General features: G+C 72.9%; 18 protein-coding genes. 6 read left to right on the forward strand and 12 right to left on the reverse strand.

All coding sequences use genetic code 11. The features are described 5' to 3' along the window. The first annotated feature begins 64 nt into the window (after nucleotides 1-64). The 5 genes from TR42_RS10220 to TR42_RS10240 all read left to right on the forward strand — a co-directional run bounded on the left by TR42_RS10220 (nucleotide 65) and on the right by TR42_RS10240 (nucleotide 4,717). Complete coding sequence (locus TR42_RS10220) at nucleotides 65-964, forward strand: phosphotransferase (protein WP_042215501.1); 900 nt, start codon at nucleotides 65-67, stop codon at nucleotides 962-964. A 57-nt stretch (nucleotides 965-1,021) separates the two neighbouring features. Further along, complete coding sequence (locus TR42_RS10225) at nucleotides 1,022-1,501, forward strand: cation:proton antiporter regulatory subunit (RefSeq protein WP_042215503.1); 480 nt, start codon at nucleotides 1,022-1,024, stop codon at nucleotides 1,499-1,501. Between the two features lie 3 nt (nucleotides 1,502-1,504). After that, entirely contained in the window at nucleotides 1,505-2,749 is a 1,245-nt protein-coding gene (locus tag TR42_RS10230) for a cation:proton antiporter (protein WP_042215505.1), read from the forward strand. 113 nt (nucleotides 2,750-2,862) lie between these two features. Next, the gene (locus TR42_RS10235; protein ID WP_052405941.1) at nucleotides 2,863-4,203 is read left to right on the forward strand and encodes an MFS transporter; all 1,341 of its coding nucleotides are present in this window, start codon (nucleotides 2,863-2,865) and stop codon (nucleotides 4,201-4,203) included. A 7-nt stretch (nucleotides 4,204-4,210) separates the two neighbouring features. Further along, nucleotides 4,211-4,717: a GNAT family N-acetyltransferase gene (locus TR42_RS10240; RefSeq protein WP_042215506.1), complete on the forward strand. Its 507-nt coding sequence runs from the start codon at nucleotides 4,211-4,213 to the stop codon at nucleotides 4,715-4,717. Here TR42_RS10240 and TR42_RS10245 read toward each other — a convergent pair. From TR42_RS10245 to TR42_RS10270, 6 genes are all read right to left on the reverse strand, one after another. Then, the gene (locus TR42_RS10245) at nucleotides 4,714-5,424 is read right to left on the reverse strand and encodes a type IV toxin-antitoxin system AbiEi family antitoxin (protein WP_042215508.1); all 711 of its coding nucleotides are present in this window, start codon (nucleotides 5,422-5,424) and stop codon (nucleotides 4,714-4,716) included. The two genes, TR42_RS10240 and TR42_RS10245, sit on opposite strands and share 4 nt — an antisense overlap. Nucleotides 5,425-5,854: 430 nt before the next feature. Then, nucleotides 5,855-6,295 carry an iron chaperone gene (locus TR42_RS10250; RefSeq protein ID WP_042215510.1) on the reverse strand — a complete coding sequence of 147 codons (441 nt, stop codon included), beginning with the start codon at nucleotides 6,293-6,295 and terminating at the stop codon, nucleotides 5,855-5,857. A gap of 224 nt (nucleotides 6,296-6,519) precedes the next feature. After that, nucleotides 6,520-8,844, reverse strand: a complete 2,325-nt coding sequence (metE, locus tag TR42_RS10255; protein ID WP_042215512.1) for a 5-methyltetrahydropteroyltriglutamate--homocysteine S-methyltransferase — start codon at nucleotides 8,842-8,844, stop codon at nucleotides 6,520-6,522. Nucleotides 8,845-9,031: 187 nt separating this feature from the next. After that, entirely contained in the window at nucleotides 9,032-9,529 is a 498-nt protein-coding gene (locus TR42_RS10260; protein ID WP_042215513.1) for a GNAT family N-acetyltransferase, read from the reverse strand. Beyond that, entirely contained in the window at nucleotides 9,526-9,963 is a 438-nt protein-coding gene (locus TR42_RS10265; protein ID WP_042215515.1) for an OsmC family protein, read from the reverse strand. Before TR42_RS10265 ends, TR42_RS10260 begins: the two co-directional genes overlap by 4 nt. A 54-nt stretch (nucleotides 9,964-10,017) precedes the next feature. Further along, nucleotides 10,018-10,905, reverse strand: coding sequence for a methylenetetrahydrofolate reductase (locus TR42_RS10270; RefSeq protein ID WP_042215517.1), 888 nt, complete (start codon nucleotides 10,903-10,905; stop codon nucleotides 10,018-10,020). 132 nt (nucleotides 10,906-11,037) lie between these two features. On the opposite strand from TR42_RS10270, the gene TR42_RS10275 reads away from it, so the two are divergent. After that, nucleotides 11,038-11,622: a DNA-3-methyladenine glycosylase I gene (locus tag TR42_RS10275; RefSeq protein WP_042215519.1), complete on the forward strand. Its 585-nt coding sequence runs from the start codon at nucleotides 11,038-11,040 to the stop codon at nucleotides 11,620-11,622. Between the two features lie 92 nt (nucleotides 11,623-11,714). Here TR42_RS10275 and TR42_RS10280 read toward each other — a convergent pair whose 3' ends face one another. From TR42_RS10280 to TR42_RS10305, 6 genes are all read right to left on the reverse strand, one after another. Next, nucleotides 11,715-12,224: a (deoxy)nucleoside triphosphate pyrophosphohydrolase gene (locus TR42_RS10280; protein ID WP_042215521.1), complete on the reverse strand. Its 510-nt coding sequence runs from the start codon at nucleotides 12,222-12,224 to the stop codon at nucleotides 11,715-11,717. A 15-nt stretch (nucleotides 12,225-12,239) separates the two neighbouring features. Next, nucleotides 12,240-12,623, reverse strand: coding sequence for a glycine cleavage system protein GcvH (gcvH, locus tag TR42_RS10285; RefSeq protein WP_042215523.1), 384 nt, complete (start codon nucleotides 12,621-12,623; stop codon nucleotides 12,240-12,242). Between the two features lie 62 nt (nucleotides 12,624-12,685). Next, on the reverse strand, nucleotides 12,686-13,816 hold the full coding sequence (gcvT, locus tag TR42_RS10290) for a glycine cleavage system aminomethyltransferase GcvT (RefSeq protein WP_042215524.1): 1,131 nt from the start codon (nucleotides 13,814-13,816) through the stop codon (nucleotides 12,686-12,688). Nucleotides 13,817-13,878: 62 nt separating this feature from the next. Next, a complete protein-coding gene (locus TR42_RS10295) occupies nucleotides 13,879-14,475 on the reverse strand; it encodes a hypothetical protein (RefSeq protein ID WP_042215527.1) in 597 nt (198 codons plus the stop codon). Next, entirely contained in the window at nucleotides 14,472-15,293 is an 822-nt protein-coding gene (locus TR42_RS10300; RefSeq protein ID WP_042215529.1) for a PP2C family protein-serine/threonine phosphatase, read from the reverse strand. Before TR42_RS10300 ends, TR42_RS10295 begins: the two co-directional genes overlap by 4 nt. Then, the coding region (locus TR42_RS10305; protein ID WP_042215531.1) for an FHA domain-containing protein at nucleotides 15,290-15,936 on the reverse strand (647 nt) is incomplete at its 5' end. The genes TR42_RS10300 and TR42_RS10305, both read right to left, overlap by 4 nt.

Genomic DNA, 15,936 nt, shown 5'->3' on the forward strand with positions numbered 1-15,936 from the left:
ATTCTCGCGCGCGGCGGGCCGCGGGTCTCGCGGGTCCCGGGTGCACCCCGCTAGGGTGACGGCCATGCTGCCCAGCTCGCGGATCGCGCGGCCGATCACCATCGACGACGCGCAGGTCCGCGCGCTCATCGACGATCAGTTCCCGCATCTCGCCGATCAGGAGGTGGGCAGGCGGTACACGCATGAGGACCACATCTCGGTCCGCATCGGCGACCACCACGGTGCGCTGTTCCCCCGCTTCGCCCTCGACGACCCGCTGTTCGCGCGCGTCGCGGACGTGATCGCGCCGTCGCTCGACCGCTTCTCGTTCCCCGTGAGCGCGCCGCTCGAGACCGGCCGCCCGGGTCACGGCTTCCCGTACCACTGGACCCTCGTCGAGTGGGTGTCCGCCTCGACGGCGGCCTTCGTCCCGCTGCACGCCTCCTCCGCGAAGGAGCTCGGCTCGGCGGTGCGGCAGATCCACTCCCCCGCCCCCAAGGACGCCCCCGCCAACCCCGCCACGGCGCCCGGGCTCGGCGCGCTACTGCCCGAATGGGACCGGCTCCTCGTGTTCGCGTCGCTCCGCGGCGCACCCGAGAACCGCGTGCTCGACGTGGAGTCGATCGACGCGCTCTTCCGCGTCGGTGCGGTGGCGCCGGTCGACGTCGAGCCGACGTGGACGCACGGCAGGCTCGAGCCCCGCTCCATCCAGTCGGACCGCGGCCACTTCGCGGGCATCCTCATCTGGCACCGCTTCGGCGCCGGCGACCCGGCGGCGGACCTCGGCGGGGCGGCGACCGTGATCCCGCTCGACATGCGCGACGAGTTCTACGCCGGCTACGGCGAGGTCTCCACGGCGACCGCGTGGCGCGCGCAGTCGTACCAGCTGTTCAGCGCGCTCCACCACATCGAGATCGATGACCCGTTCCTCGCCCGCATGGCCTGGGAGCGGCTCATCGAGCTCGGCCTGGCGCACGAGGCGTAGGCGCCGGTCGCGCCGGGCCGTAGCCCGTCGCCCCTCGTCCGTGGGACAGTTAGCACCATGGACATCTTCGAGACCCCGCTCCCCGGAGTCGGCGTCCGCTACGAGTTCACCGCGGAGACCGGTGACCACGTCGGTGTGGTCGTGCGTCGCGACGGCAAGCGCGACATCGCGCTGTACGACCGCGACGATCCGGACTCGTGCCGCGGGACCGTCGAGCTGTCCGAGGGCGACGCCGGCAAGATGGCCGAGCTGCTCGGAGGGTCGAACATCATCGCGCGGCTCGAGGACCTCCGTCACACCATCGTCGGTCTCGCGATCGAGTGGGTGACGATGCCCGCGACCGGCGGCCTCGTGGGCCGTCCGCTCGCGGAGGGCAGGATCCGCACCGAGACCTCGGCCTCCGTGGTCGCGGTGATCCGCGGAGACCAGGGCATCCCGGGCATCGAGCCGTCGTTCGTCTTCGAGCAAGGCGACGTGGTCCTGGTGATGGGCTCCGACGAGGCGGTCGACCGCGCGGCCGCGATCCTGACGGGCTGAACGATGCTCGCCGCGACCGCACCCCTGACGGGCCTGCGCGGCGAGCTGGTGAGCGCCCACGCGAGCGAGACCTCGACCGTCCTCATCGAGCTGGGCCTCGTCTTCATCGTCCTGGCGCTGCTCGGCCGGGTCGCCAACCGCATCGGCATCCCGTCGATCCCCCTGTACCTGCTCGCGGGCCTCATCATGGGCGAGGGCGGCTTCATCCCGATCGACGCGGGCGAGGAGTTCCTGTCGATCGGCGCGCAGATCGGCGTGGTGCTGCTGCTCCTGCTGCTGGGGCTCGAGTACTCCCCCGCCGACCTCAAGGTCGGCATGCGCACCACGTGGAAGGCCGGCATCGTCGACCTGGTGCTCAACGCGGCGCCGGGCTTCGCGGTCGGCATGCTGCTCGGCTGGTCCGCGCGGGCGTCGATCCTGCTCGCCGGCGTGACCTACATCTCGAGCTCCGGCATCATCGCGCGCCTGCTCGACGACTTCGACCGGCTCGCGAACCGCGAGACTCCGGTGATCCTCAGCCTGCTGGTGATGGAGGACATCGCGATGGCGGTGTTCCTGCCGCTGCTCGCGGTCATGCTCGTGGGCGCCAGCTTCGTGCAGGGCGCGATCGCGGCGGGCATCGCGATCGCCATCGTCGCCGCGGCGTTCCTGCTCGCGGTGCGCTTCTCCGGACATGTGTCCGCGGTGGTGCACTCGCACTCCCGCGAGCTGCTGCTGCTCGGCGTGCTCGGCCTCGCGTTCCTCGTGGCGGGGCTCGCCGAGGCCGTCCAGGTCTCCGCCGCGGTCGGCGCGTTCCTCCTGGGGCTCACGCTCTCGGGCAACGTCGCCGACCAGATCCGAGGCCTCATGCCGCCGCTGCGCGACGTCTTCGGCGGGATCTTCTTCGTGTTCTTCGGGATCAGCATCGACCCTCGCGACCTCGGCCCGGTGCTGCTGCCGGCACTCGGGCTCGCGCTCGTGACCGCGGTGACCAAGATCATCACGGGCATCTGGGCCGCGCGCCAGGCGGGCATCGGCCCCAAGGGCCAGTGGCGCACGGGGCTGTCGCTGGTGCCGCGCGGCGAGTTCTCGATCGTCATCGCCGGCCTGGGCGTGGCGGCGGGCGCGCAGCCGCTGCTGGGCCCGCTCGCGGCGGCCTACGTGCTCGCGCTCGCCATCGCCGGGTCGATCCTCATGCGCTTCGCGGACCGCATCCCGAGCCCGCTCAAGGCGCCGGTCAAGGGCACGTCCTCCCGTATGAGACGATGAGCCGTCGCCCCCGCCGTGGCCCTGCCCCGGGGACGATGCGCCGGCCACACCGCGCAGTTGGTGCGGCTTCCGCGCGAGGACGCGCGAGATCTCTGGTCTTGTGAGGTTCCGTCATGCTCTCCCCCTACCGAGGCATCCTTGCCCTGCCGGGCGCCCGCGCGTTCACCGCCTGGGGTCTCGTCGCGCGCATGCAGATGGGCCTCACGGGGCTCGCGACGTTCCTGCTGGTGCAGATCGAGTACGGCCGCTACGAGTACGGCGGCATCGTGCTCGCCGCCGTCGCGCTGTCCTACGCCGCGATCTCGCCGCAGGTGGGCAAGCTGGTCGACGCCTACGGCCAGTCGCGGGTGCTGCGCATCGGCTACGCGATCGCGATCGCGGGCAGGCTCGCGCTCATCGCCGCGGCGCTCACGCATCAGCCGCTGTGGGTCCTGCTGCTCCTCACTCCGCTGTTCGCGGCCGGCGGCACGCAGTCGACGCACACGCGCGCCCGCTGGACGCACATCGTTCCGGACAAGAACGCGCTGAACACGGCCTTCTCGCTCGAGTCGTCGCTCGAGGAGGTGCTGTTCATCGCGGGTCCGGCGCTGGCGACCGTGCTGGCGACGCAGGTCGCGTCGTGGGTGCCGTCGGCGCTCGCCGTCGTGACGCTCGCGATCGGCGGCTACGCGTTCCTCGCGCTCAAGTCGACGGAGCCGCCGGCCCGCCGCGCGGACGCGCGCCGGCTCCAGGCCGAGCGTGAGCACAGCACCGCGCTCGTCATCGACGGCACCCTCGAGCGCATCGGCCTCCCGCCCCGCCCGCGCGGCCTGCGCAAGTACCGCGGCGCGCTGCGGGGACACCTGCTCGTCACCACGCCCGCGCTCGTCGTCACGACCGCGATCTTCGCCACGCAGGGCGCGATGTTCGCCTCGGTCGACGCGGCGACGGTCGCGTTCGCGGAGGAGCTGGGCCACAAGGACATGGCGGGCCTCGTGCTCGCGGTGTGGGCCGTCGGGTCTCTCGTCGGCGGTCTCGCGTACGGCTCCCGCGTCTGGGAGTTGACGCTCGCGTCGCGCATGCTGTGGGGCGTCACCATCACGGGCGTGGGCGCGGTGTCGTTCATGTTCGCGCCCGGGCTGCTCGTGCTCGCGCTGCTGATGTTCCTCACCGGCCTCGCGATCGCGCCGACGATGGCGGTGGGCGACGGCGTCACGCATGCACTCGTGCCGCGGTCGCGGCTCACCGAGGGCATGACGTGGACGCGGACCGGCATGGACCTCGGAGTCGCGGCTGGCGCGTGGCTCGCGGGTGCGGTGATCGACCGGTCGGGTGCGTCGGGCGGCTTCATGGTGACCGCGGGGGCGGGCGCGCTGGGCGTCCTCATCGCGTTGGCCTCGTGGCGCTACCTGCGGGCGCGTCGCGCGTACGAGGAAGAGGTGTCGCGAGACGAGCCGCTTCCCGTGGCCGGATAATGGCGCCGTGATCCGAGACGCCCACGCCGCTGACGACGCGGCCCGCATCGCCGCCATCTACGAGCACTACGTGCTCCACGACACCGCCACGTTCGAGATCGAGCCCGTCACCCCCGAGCAGATGGGGGCGCGGATCGCGGGCGTGCAGGGTCGCGGCCTCCCCTGGGTGGTGCTCGAGGACGAGGACCGGGTCCTGGGGTACGCCTACGCGGCTCCGTACCGCGATCGGGTGGCGTACCGCCACACGCTCGAGGCGTCGGTGTACCTCGACCCGGAGGTGCGGCGCGGAGGGCTGGGTACCGCGCTGTACATGGACCTCATCGGCCGGGTGCGCCGCCTGACCGACTCGGAGCACGCGCCGGTGCACTCGCTGCTCGGCGGGATCGCGCTGCCTCACCCGGCGTCGGTCGCGCTGCACGAGCGGCTGGGCTTCCGCCACGTCGGCACCATCGAGGACGCGGGCTGGAAGTTCGACCGCTGGATCGCGGTCGGCTTCTGGCAGCTGATCCTCTAGGGACGCCTGCGCGGCCAGCGCTTCCCGAGGATGCGGTCTGACGCATCGAGCCGCCGCTGCCCGGCGGCGAGCCTGTCGAGCTCCCGCAACGGCACCCGGCGCACGAGCCGATCCGCCGCATCGAGCGCGTCGTAGCGGTCACCCGCACGCGTCGGGCTGTGGAGCAGGTCGAGGACCGTCTGCGCCGGTGTCGTCACGAGGGGCATGCAGATCTCCCCGCGCATCTGCGTCACGGCGATCTGCTCGCCGCCGGTCAACCCGAAACGCTCCCGCTGAAGCTTGGCCACCTCCTCAGGATCGCGTTGATGGAACCGCACCGTCATCGCGAGCGCGGGCAGCTCCAGCGCCCTGGCCTGAAAGGGCACCGTCACGTGCACCTCGTCATGTGGCCGGGCGGCAGCGCCGTGAAGCGCCGCCGCCGAGAGCCCGCTGATGTGCGGGCGATGCGGTGCGAAGCGGGCTGCCGCGATCAGCCAGGCCGCCTCGACCGGGTCCGGAAGCCATCGTGCCCCCGCACCCCGAGGCACCACGACGTGCTTGCCACGCGCGACTGTGACGATGCGGTGCTCCGCCGCCAGCATGGGCAGGCGGCGGCACGCACCAGCGGTCGCGCGTACCGCGTCCGCCGTCGTGAAGTAGGGGAAGAACCGGGGCGACGGCGCAGCGGTTCCCAGCAGAGCGCTCCAACTCTCCCAGTCGCCGCCCATGCTCCTCCTCGCCCACCCCAGCGTGGGGCGGCAACGAGGTACCACGGAGCTCAGGGAGAACGTTCGCGAGCGCCGGCCGCATCTCCCCAGGGTTGGGGACATCACCGAGCGCGCAGGAGGAAGGTGTGAGGTGCTGGGTACTCGCACCTTTCATGCACGAACGCGCATGGCGGGCAGCGCCTCAGCGCTCGTGCCCCGTGCCCCGTGCCCCGTGCCCCGTGCCCCGTGCCCCGTGCCCCGTGCTCGTGCTCGTGCATGAAGAGTGCGAGGACGCGAGCGACGACACCAGGTTCACCGCGACGCTCGTGCGTGAAAAGTGCGAGGACCCTGCATGCAACGTGTCGAGCGCGGATTGCGGCGCGCGTGACGTCCCGCTCACGGATCGCGAACCGGCCGGCGTGCGATGCGCGCGGCGGTCAGCGCTCGGGGTTCACCCCGCGGCGCGGGCGATGAGGTCCGCGATCTGCTGCTCCTCGGCGTCGCCGATCGCGAGGACCGCGAGCGACGTGGGCCACAGCGCGCCATCGTCGAGCGCGGCCGCGTCCTCGAAGCCCAGCGTCGCGTAGCGCGACTTGAACTTGCCCGCGGGCTTGAAGAAGCACACCACCTTGCCGGCCTTGGTGTACGCCGGCATGCCGTACCAGGTGCGAGCCGCGAGCTCGGGCGCCACGCGGCCCACGATCGCGTGGATGCGCTCCGCGAGCGCGCGGTCGTCATCGGGCATCTCGGCGATCTTGTCGAGCACGTCCTGGAGGTCCGCGGCCTCCTTGTCGGCGGCCTTCGCGCGCTTCGCCTGGGCGCGGCGCTCCGCCGCGGTCTCCTTCATCGCGGCCCGCTCGTCTGCGGAGAAGCCCTGCTCGTCATCGCTCATGGAAGCGATCCTGTCACGCGGCGGGTGATGGCGGGAAGGGATGTACGGCCGGGAGACCGGGGCGGACGGATAGCGGAAGCGGGGCCGCAGGGCGCACGGCGTGCGGGGCGGGCGACGGGCAGGCGAGAGCCGTGCCGCACCGGGCGGCGTGAGGGAGACGCCGACGGCCCGGCACCACGCGGGTGCCGGGCCGTCGGACCGGGGACGATGCGGTGGGCGGACGCCTAGGCGCGCACCGCCGCGGTCGCCGCCATCATGTTCTCGAGCGTCGCGGTGGTCTCCGCGTACGCGCGGGTCTTGAGGCCGCAGTCCGGGTTGACCCACAGCTGCTTGCCGGGGATCGAGTCCTTGGCGAGCGACAGGAGCTCCGTGATCTCGTCCGTGGACGGGACGCGCGGCGAGTGGATGTCCCACACGCCCGGCCCGATCTGGCGCTCGTAGCCGTGCTGCTGGATCGCGGGCAGCACCTCCATGCGCGAACGCGCCGCCTCGATCGAGGTGACGTCGGCGTTGAGGCCGTCGATCGCGTCGATGATCTCGCCGAACTCCGAGTAGCAGAGGTGCGTGTGGACCTGGGTGTCGTCCTTGGCGCCCGACGTCGCGAGGCGGAACGAGTTCACCGACCACTCGAGGTACGCCGCCTGGTCCGCCTTCTTCAGCGGGAGCAGCTCGCGCAACGCGGGCTCGTCGACCTGGATGATGCCGATGCCGGCGTCCTCGAGGTCGCGGATCTCGTCGCGCAGGGCGAGGGCGACCTGGTTGGCCGTGACGCCGAGCGGCTGGTCGTCGCGCACGAAGGACCACGCGAGGATGGTCACCGGACCGGTGAGCATGCCCTTCATCGGCTTCTCGGTGAGCGACTGCGCGTACGCGGACCATCGCACCGTCATCGGCTCCGGCCGTGTGACGTCGCCCCAGAGGATCGACGGACGTGTGCAGCGCGAGCCGTACGACTGCACCCAGCCGTTGACCGTGACGTCGAAGCCGTCGAGCAGCTCCGCGAAGTACTGGACCATGTCGTTGCGCTCGGCCTCGCCGTGCACCAGGACGTCGAGACCCAGGTCCTCCTGCAGCTTCACCACGCGCGCGATCTCGGCCTTCATGGCCTCCTCGTACGCCGCATCGTCGATCTGGCCCTTCGCCCACGCGGCGCGCGCCTTGCGGATGTCCTGCGTCTGCGGGAACGAGCCGATCGTGGTGGTGGCGAGCTCGGGAAGCGCGAAGCGCGAGTCCTGCGCCGCCGCGCGCACCGAGTACGCCGGGCGGTCGAGGTCCGCGGGCGTGACGGCGGCGAGCGCCTCACGGACATCGGCCTTGTTGGTGCCCGGGTGCGCCTTGCGCGACGCCAGCGCGGCGCGGGTCGCGGCGAGCGCATCGGCCACCGCCTCCTCGCCCTCGGCGCGGGCCGTCGCGAGCGTGACGATCTCCCCGACCTTCTGATCCGCGAAGGCGAGCCAGGACAGGAGCTCGGCTCCCAGGTGCTCCTCGCCCTCGAGGGTGTGGGGCACGTGGAACAGCGAGGTCGAGCTCGAGACGGCCACGGTCGCGCCGAGCGCCTCGATCTCCTTGGCCTTGCGCAGCGCCGCGTCGAGGTCCGTGCGCCAGATGTTGTGGCCGTCGACCACGCCCGCCACCACGGTGACGCCGGCAAGGTCGGTGCCCGACGGCACGCCGCCACGCACCAGGTCGAGGCCGATCGCCTCGACGCCCGAGTCCTTGAGCTCAGGCAGCGCGTCGTCGAGCGCGTTGTACGGCGCGGCGACGAAGAGCTGCGGGCGGTTCGCGAGCGCCGCGAGCGAGCCGTAGACCTTCGCGGCGTTGGCGAGGACCTCGTCGCGCGGGGCGTCGATGTCCGCCACCAGGATCGGCTCGTCGATCTGCACCCACGGCGCACCCGCGGCCTTGAGCGCCTCGAGCAGGTTGCCGTAGACCTCGAGGACGTCCTCGAGGCGGTCGATCGGGCGGAAGCCCTCGGGCGCCTCGTCGCTGGCCTTCGACAGGTAGAGGAACGTCAGCGGACCGGTGATGACCGGGCGGGTGACGTAGCCGGCGTCCTTGGCCTCGACGAACTCGTCGACCCAGCGGGTGCTCGACAGCGCGAACACCGTCTCGGGGCCGATCTCGGGGACGAGGTAGTGGTAGTTCGAGTCGAACCATTTGGTCATCTCGAGCGGGGCCTTGTCCCCCACGCCGCGCGCGATGGTCGAGTAGCCGGCGAGGTCGACGCTGCCGTCCGCCGCGCGCAGGTCCGCGAACCGCGTCGGCACGGCGCCGAGCGTGACCGCGGCGTCGAGCATGTGGTCGTAGAAGGAGAAGTTGCTGGGGATCGCCGCATCGTCCCGCGTGAGGCCCAGCGCGGACAGGCGCGCGAGGTTCGCGAGGCGCAGGTCCCGGGCGGAGGCCTCGAGCTCGGACGCGCTGGTCGCGCCCTTCCAGAAGGACTCGAGCGCCTTCTTCAGCTCGCGCATGCGTCCGATGCGCGGGTAGCCCAGGATGGTGCCGCCAGGGAAGGCCGGCGCGGGGACAGGGACGGAGTTCTGCTCTGTCATGGTTCCTCGAAGAGGCTTGGTGCGCGGCGGGCTCGCCATTGCGCTTGGTCGACGCCACACGCGCCGAGTTGCGCGGACAGATTACCCCGGTACGTCGCGTTGCGCTAGAGGCAATGTCCGCGAGTTGGACGCAGCGTCCCACTTGGTGGACACTTGTTGAGCAGGTGTTGAACAGTCCGCGCGGGGCTCAGGCGTCCCGCATCTCGACCACCGCGAGGGTCGCGCCGGTGCGGCTCACGCGCTCGCCGCGACCGGTCACGCGCATGCCGAGACGCTCGTAGACGGCGATGTTGCCGTCCTCCTCGGCGCGCACCAGACACGACAGCCCCGCGAGCCCCTCCGCGTGGGCGCCGGCGCGCAGCGCCCGGACCAGCGCCGCAGCGATCCCTCGACCGCGCGCCTCCGGCACCACGCCGAGGCGCCCGAAGTACAGCGTCCCGTCGGACGCGGGGTGATGCTTGGCGACGGCCACCGCCTCGCCGTCGAGGCGCACGAGGGCGATCCTCTCCCCCGCGGCGATCTCCTCACGCAGCGACTCGGCCGTCTCCAGCAGCGCGCCGGACATCTGGCCCTTCGCGGTGTACTCGGCGAACGCGCGGTGCATCGCGGCGACCGCATCGTCCGCGCCGACGGACCCGGCGTCGAGGACGATCTCGAGCGCGGGACCGGCGGAGGGCTCGGTCACGCCTGGGAGTCGGGCGCCTGCTCGAGCGCGACGGGCACGCCCGCCTCGACCGTGCGCGAGACGGTGCAGGACTTCTCGTGCGACGAGCGCAGCGCGGCGCCGATGCGCTTGCGGGCGGCATCGCCCTCCGCGCCCTCGGGGAACGCGAGGTCGAAGAGCACGCGGATGTCCTCGAGGATGTTGGCGCCGTCCTCGGTGACGTACTCGGCCGAGGCGGTGACGTCGAAGCGCTCGGGCTCGGAGCGGCGCGAGGTCATGACGTCGACGTCGATGCTCGAGCAGCCCGCGATCGCGGCGAGCATGAGCTCGACCGGGCTCAGCAGGCCCTCGCCGCGGCCGAAGCGGAGGGTGTCGCCCTTCGCGTTCGTGGCGATGTACACGCCCTCGGACTCACGGGACAGCTGGACGGTGCGGGGCGAGGAGCTACGGGTCATGCACCGATGGTCGCATGGCCGGGACGATGCTCCGGACCGCGCCCGGCGCGGGGGTCAGTCCCGCACCAGGCCCATCGCGTCCACGAGCTCGAGCGCGGCACGATGCTGGTTGAACGTGATGATGTGGATGCCGGGCGCCCCGGCCTCGAGCAGGTCGCGCGAGAGGCGCGCGGCGTGGGCGACGCCGGCGGCGCGGGCCGCGTCCTCGTCGGGCGCCCCCTCGAGCGCCGCGAACAGGTCCGCGGGCGTCTCGACGCCGGTGAGCTCCTCGGCGCGGATCGCGCGACGCTCGCTCACGAGCGGCATCACCTCGGGGATGATCGGCAGGTCGATTCCCTGCTCGCGCGCATCCTCGACGAGCGCGACGTACTGGGAGACCTCGTAGAACACCTGGGTGATGGCGAAGTCGGCGCCGGCATCGCGCTTGGCGCGCAGCACGTCGAGCCCCAGCTGGCGGTAGCGCTCCTTCGCGTGCTGCGCGGGGAAGGCGGTCACGCCGACGCTGAGATCGTCGACGCCGTGCGCGTGCGCGACCTCGCGCAGCAGCTCGACCAGCTGCGAGGCGTAGAGCAGCCCGTCTGGGTGGGGACGCCAGTCGGCCTGACCGCGCGGCGGGTCGCCACGCAGCGCGAGGAAGTCGCGGACCCCCTCGGCGAGGTAGGTCTCGATGACCTCGACCAGCTCCGCGCGGGACTGGTCGACGCACGTGAGGTGCGCGAGCGGCGGGATGGTGTGCTCGACCGCGAGGCGGTGGACCACGCCGCGCGACGTGCCGCGGGTGGAGCCCGAGGCGCCGTAGGTGATCGACATGAAGTCCGGGCGCGTGGCCGCCAGCATGCGCATCGTCTCCTCGAGCGTCGACTCGGCGGCGGGCGTGCGCGGCGGGAACAGCTCGTACGAGAGCGTCGGCCGCGGCTGGGCGAGGAGGTCACGGATCGTCATGGCGCGCTCACGATACCCGGGACGTTGGTCCGCTTCCACACCTGATGTCCCCAGGTCTACCTCGCATAAAACTGTCCTCTGGTGCCACAAATCGCGGACCACGATGTCCGCCGGTGCCGCCACACTGGTCCCATGACGGCGGAGACGAACGACGCGCAGGCACCCGCGGCGGTGCGCTGCTTCGGTGCGGGAGACGCGCTCTACGAGCGGTATCACGACGAGGAGTGGGGCATCCCGGTCCACGGCGACGCCGCGCTGCTCGAGCGCATCGTGCTCGAGGGGGCCCAGTCCGGCCTGTCCTGGCTCACCATCCTGCGCAAGCGCGAGGGCTACCGCGAGGTCTTCGAGAGCTTCGAGCCGGCGGCGGTCGCCACCTTCACCGAGACGGACGTCGAGCGGCTCATGGACGATGCGCGGATCGTGCGCAACCGCCGCAAGATCGAGTCCGCGATCGTCAACGCGCGCGCCACCGTGGCGCTCGCCGAGGCGGGCACCAGCCTCGACACGCTCTTCTGGTCGTTCGCGCCGGAGCCCCGCGACGTCGCGCCGGGCAGCTGGGCCGACGTGCCGGCCTCGACGCCGGAGTCGATCGCGCTGGCCAAGGCGCTCAAGAAGGCGGGGTTCGTGTTCGTGGGGCCCACGACGATGTACGCGGCGATGCAGGCCTGCGGGCTGGTCGACGACCACATCGCGGGATGCGTGGCGGCGCAGCGCTGACCGGTCTACATCGTCGGAAGCAGCACGTTGTCCACATTTGTATCCACTAGATGTGGATATGTCCGGATTGATGCGCGAGGGTCGCAGCAGCCTCAGCAGTAGGCGCGGCGGTGGCGCTCGACGGCATCGTCGAGGAGCGCCTCGACGATGCGCTTGTCCGCGGGCAGCCACGGCACGTCGCGCCACGCGCCCGGCTCGAGCCAGCGCAGCTCGTCGTGGTCCTCGAGCGGCCGCGGCTCGACGGCCGCACCGTCGGCACCAGGGAGGATGCGCGCCCACCACACCCGCATGACCAGGCGGTCGACATCGGCGTCGCCGGGCCGGAGCATCCACACGGGGCACTCGCAGGAGGACTCGACGCCGGCGCCGTCGTCCGGACCGACCAGCTCGTCGCCGATCTCGATCTCGACGCCCAGCTCCTCGCGGATCTCGCGCCTCAGCGCGGCCTCCGCGGACTCTCCGCGCTCGACCTTGCCTCCGGCGAACTCCCACAGGCCTGCGAGCGCGGACGGCGCGCTGCGGCGAGCGGCCAGGAGCTGCCGCGGGGCGTCGAGCGAGTCGGTGATCGCCGCCGCCACCACGAGCCTCGTGTTGACACCCATGGCCCGGTCCCGCCCCTACGCGATCGTCGCGGCGTAGGCCTCGGCGTCGAGCAGGTCCGTCGCGGTCTCGGTGAGCTCGACCTTGAAGATCCAGCCGTCGCCGTACGCGTCCGAGCCGACGGTCTCGGGCGACGCCTCGAGCGACTCGTTCACCGCGGTCACCGTGCCGGAGACGGGCGAGTACAGCTCGCTCACGGCCTTGGTGGACTCCAGCTCCCCGCAGACCTCGCCCGCCACGACGGTGTCACCCACGCGCGGGGCCTCGACGTAGACGATGTCGCCGAGCGCCTGCGCGGCGTGCTCGGTGATGCCGACCGTGACCTCGGCGCCCGCGTCGGGCTCGCCGGAGACCCACTCGTGCTCGGCCGAGTATGCGAGCTCGTCGGGAACGTTCGACATGGCAACCCCTCTCGGGTCTGAACTATGGAGATCCGCGGGCCGGGGCCCGCTCTGGGACGAGCCTACGAGGCCCGCGAGTAGAACGGTAGCGCCGTCACGGTCATGTCCTCGCGCCTGCCGCGCACATCGATGCCGACGACGGTGCCCGGCTCGGCGAGCGAGGCCGGCACGTACGCCATCGCGATGGGCCTGCCGAGCGTGGGCGACGGCGCACCGGACGTCACCTCGCCCACGGCGGCACCGGCCTCGTCGAGCACGGCGTAGCCGGTGCGCGCGGCACGGCGGCCGTCGCCGACGAGCCCGACGAGCACGCGGTCGGGCCCCTCGACCTTGGCCTTGAGCAGCGCCTCGCGGCCCACGAAGTCCCCGCGCGGCTTCGCGGCGGTGCCGAAGACCGCGATGCGGCCCAGGCCCGCGTCGAAGGGCGTGGTCTCGCGCGTGAGCTCCTGCCCGTACAGCGGCATGCCCGCCTCGAGGCGCAGGGTGTCGCGCGAGGACAGCCCGCACGGGACGATGCCGTCCGCGGCCCCCTCGGCGAGCGCGAGCGCCCACACGGCCGCCGCCTCGTCCGCTCCGACGAACAGCTCGAAGCCGTCCTCGCCGGTGTAGCCGGTGCGCGCCACGAAGGCGTGGATGTCGCCCTGGAGCAGGACGTTCGCGGTCGAGTAGTACTTCATCGCGTGGATGTCGTCGTCGCCCCGCGTGCACATCCGGGCGACGATGCCCTCGGCGAGCGGCCCCTGGACCGCGATGAGGGCGATCTGCGCGGACTCGTCCTCGACCGTCGCGTCGAAGCCCTCGACCCGCGCCGCGAGCTCCTCGACCACCACGTCCTTGTTGGAGGCGTTGGCGACGATGACGAAGTGGTCGTGGTCGCGGCGGTAGACGATGAGGTCGTCGATCACGCCGCCGTCCGGCGTGCAGAGCATCGTGTACTTGGCTCCTGCGAGCGCGAGCGCGGAGAGCCGGCCCACGAGCGCGAAGTCGAGGAACGCGCCGGCGTCCTCGCCGCGGATGGCGATCTCGCCCATGTGCGAGAGGTCGAAGAGCCCCGCGCCGGTGCGGACCGCCGTGTGCTCCGCGATGTCGGAGGTGTAGCGCACCGGCATCTCCCACCCGGCGAAGGGCACGAGCGTCGCACCGAGCGCGACGTGCTGGTCGTGGAGAGGCGAGCGCAGGATGGCATCGGACATGGCCCTCAGCCTAGCGAGCGGACGCTTCCGATCCGCACCGCCCCGAGCCCCGCGCCCGCTCCTCAGAGCAGGGTGGCCGCCACCGCGAGCGCGGCACCGACCGCGACGACCGACGAGGCGACGAGGGCCAGCCGCCGCCGACGCGCGGACCGCTGCCCCGCGGCGCGACGCTCCTCGCGCCCCGCGGCATCGAGCACCTGCGGGTGGTGCTCGTCGACATGCGGCGGACGGGGCCAGACGCCCGCACCCGCGGCGTCCTGCGTGTGCCGGATGCGCGGGTAGTAGTGCTGGGGCTCCGACCCGAACTCCCCCGGCACGGCGGCATCGGCGTCGACGCGCGCGGCGAGGTCGGGCGGCGGGCGCAGCGTCGCGTCCTCGGGGGCCGTCGACCGGCGCCGGCGCGGAGGCATCGTGTCGCTGAGCTGATGCGGCTGCGTGCTCGGCTGCGTGTCCGGCGGGGGCGCGGCCTCGGTGGCGGGCTGGGTGGCCGCCTCCTCGATGCGGCGACGCGACAGCCGCGTGCTGTCGCTGCGCGAGCGGCTCCCCAGCGAGGTCGCGTCGTCGTCCGCCGCGTCGGAGGGCGCGGGCGGGTCGGTCGGCGCGGGCTCGCCCGTCCCCGCCGCGCGGCGCGCGGAGATCCGGGTCTCGTCCTCGCTCACGCCTCGCCCCGCCTCCGCGTGCTCGGGGTCGTGTCCTCGTGCTCGATCGCGCCCCAGACGGGCCAGGGCGCGGGCGAGGCATCCTCGGCGGTCGTGGATCCCGCGTCGGCGACCACGACGGTGACGTTGTCGCGCGCCCCCCGGCCGACCGCGAGCTCGACGAGGGCTGCCGCCGCGGACCCCGCATCGCCGATGAGCGCGGCGAGCTCGCCGATCTCGCCGTCCTCGACCTCCTTCATGAGGCCGTCGCTCGCGACGATGAGGCGGCGGCCAGGCACCTGCGGCACGAGCCATGCGTCCATCTCGGGGATCTCGTCCCCGATCGCGCGCGTGAGGATGTTGCGATCGGGATGCACCAGCGACTCCTCGACGGTGATGCGGCCCGCGTCGATGAGGTCCTGGACATGCGAGTGGTCGCGGCTGACCTGGTGGAGCACCCCGCCGTCGAGCGCGTACGTGCGCGAGTCGCCCACGTTGATCACCATCCACCAGGGGCTGCCGTCGTGCATGACGGCGACCGCACCCGTGAGCGTGGTGCCCGATGCCGCGCCGACCTCCAGCTGGAGCCGCGCGACCAGGCGTCGCGCCTCGAGATGCGCGCGGTCGACGTCGTGCGGGGTGACCGCGACCGCGCCGACGAGCGGCTGGAAGGCCGCCATCGCGGCGGCCGACGCCTCGGCGCCGGCCACGTGCCCTCCCATGCCGTCGGCGACCAGATAGACCGGCGCCTCGGCGACGAACGCGTCCTCGTTGCGCGCGCGGCCGCCGACCGCGGTCGCGCCGCCGCCGGACACCTCGGGTGCGCCGCCTGCCGTCATGCCTCGACACCTCGGCGGCGGATCTCGATCTCGACGTCGCCGAGGATCAGGCGGCCCGAGACCGGCGTCGGGACGCCGTCGGGGACCTGCGCCTCGTGCCCCGAGGCGTCGACCAGGTAGGTGCCGTTGGTGGAGCCGAGGTCCTCGACCCACCAGGTGCCGCGCTGGAGCACGAGCCGCGCGTGCGCCTTGGAGATGGTGCGCGTCGAGTCCGCGAGGTCGAGCCGCCGGGTGCCGTCGACCGGCGGCAGCCCGCCGCTGCGGCCCACGAGCACCGACGCGGCGTCGAAGCCGTACACGCCCCCCTCGGAGGTCACGAGCTCCCACGCGTCGCGCTGACGCGCGGACACCTGCGTGCGGTCGTCGGGGTGGTCCTCCGGCGCGGCGGGACCCGCGGGCGCGGGGGCGACCGGCTCGTGGGTCTCGGGCTCGCGCGGCACGGGCGCGACGGGCGGCGGGGCGATGACGGGGAGCGCAGCGGTGTCCGGCGCCGGCTGCTCCTGCGGAGCGGACTCGGGCCGAGGCTCGGGCTGCGCGGCGGGCGCGGTCGGTTCCGGCGCGCGGACGGGGGCCGAGGGCGCCGCGGGCATCTCGAAGCGGGGGACGGAGGCCGGCGCCTCGGGCGGCGCCGCGGCGCCGCCGC

Source organism: Demequina mangrovi (genome assembly GCF_000759715.1).
Classification (GTDB): Bacteria; Actinomycetota; Actinomycetes; order Actinomycetales; family Demequinaceae; genus Demequina; species Demequina mangrovi.

Coding starts and splice junctions, on each gene's coding strand:
- TR42_RS10220 (WP_042215501.1), top strand. CDS start 65: ATGCTGCCCAGCTCGCGGATCGCGCGGCCGATCACCATCGACGACGCG.
- TR42_RS10225 (WP_042215503.1), top strand. CDS start 1,022: ATGGACATCTTCGAGACCCCGCTCCCCGGAGTCGGCGTCCGCTACGAG.
- TR42_RS10230 (WP_042215505.1), top strand. CDS start 1,505: ATGCTCGCCGCGACCGCACCCCTGACGGGCCTGCGCGGCGAGCTGGTG.
- TR42_RS10235 (WP_052405941.1), top strand. CDS start 2,863: ATGCTCTCCCCCTACCGAGGCATCCTTGCCCTGCCGGGCGCCCGCGCG.
- TR42_RS10245 (WP_042215508.1), bottom strand. CDS start 5,424: ATGGGCGGCGACTGGGAGAGTTGGAGCGCTCTGCTGGGAACCGCTGCG.
- TR42_RS10250 (WP_042215510.1), bottom strand. CDS start 6,295: ATGAGCGATGACGAGCAGGGCTTCTCCGCAGACGAGCGGGCCGCGATG.
- metE (WP_042215512.1), bottom strand. CDS start 8,844: ATGACAGAGCAGAACTCCGTCCCTGTCCCCGCGCCGGCCTTCCCTGGC.
- TR42_RS10265 (WP_042215515.1), bottom strand. CDS start 9,963: ATGACCCGTAGCTCCTCGCCCCGCACCGTCCAGCTGTCCCGTGAGTCC.
- TR42_RS10270 (WP_042215517.1), bottom strand. CDS start 10,905: ATGACGATCCGTGACCTCCTCGCCCAGCCGCGGCCGACGCTCTCGTAC.
- TR42_RS10275 (WP_042215519.1), top strand. CDS start 11,038: ATGACGGCGGAGACGAACGACGCGCAGGCACCCGCGGCGGTGCGCTGC.
- TR42_RS10280 (WP_042215521.1), bottom strand. CDS start 12,224: ATGGGTGTCAACACGAGGCTCGTGGTGGCGGCGGCGATCACCGACTCG.
- gcvH (WP_042215523.1), bottom strand. CDS start 12,623: ATGTCGAACGTTCCCGACGAGCTCGCATACTCGGCCGAGCACGAGTGG.
- gcvT (WP_042215524.1), bottom strand. CDS start 13,816: ATGTCCGATGCCATCCTGCGCTCGCCTCTCCACGACCAGCACGTCGCG.
- TR42_RS10300 (WP_042215529.1), bottom strand. CDS start 15,293: ATGACGGCAGGCGGCGCACCCGAGGTGTCCGGCGGCGGCGCGACCGCG.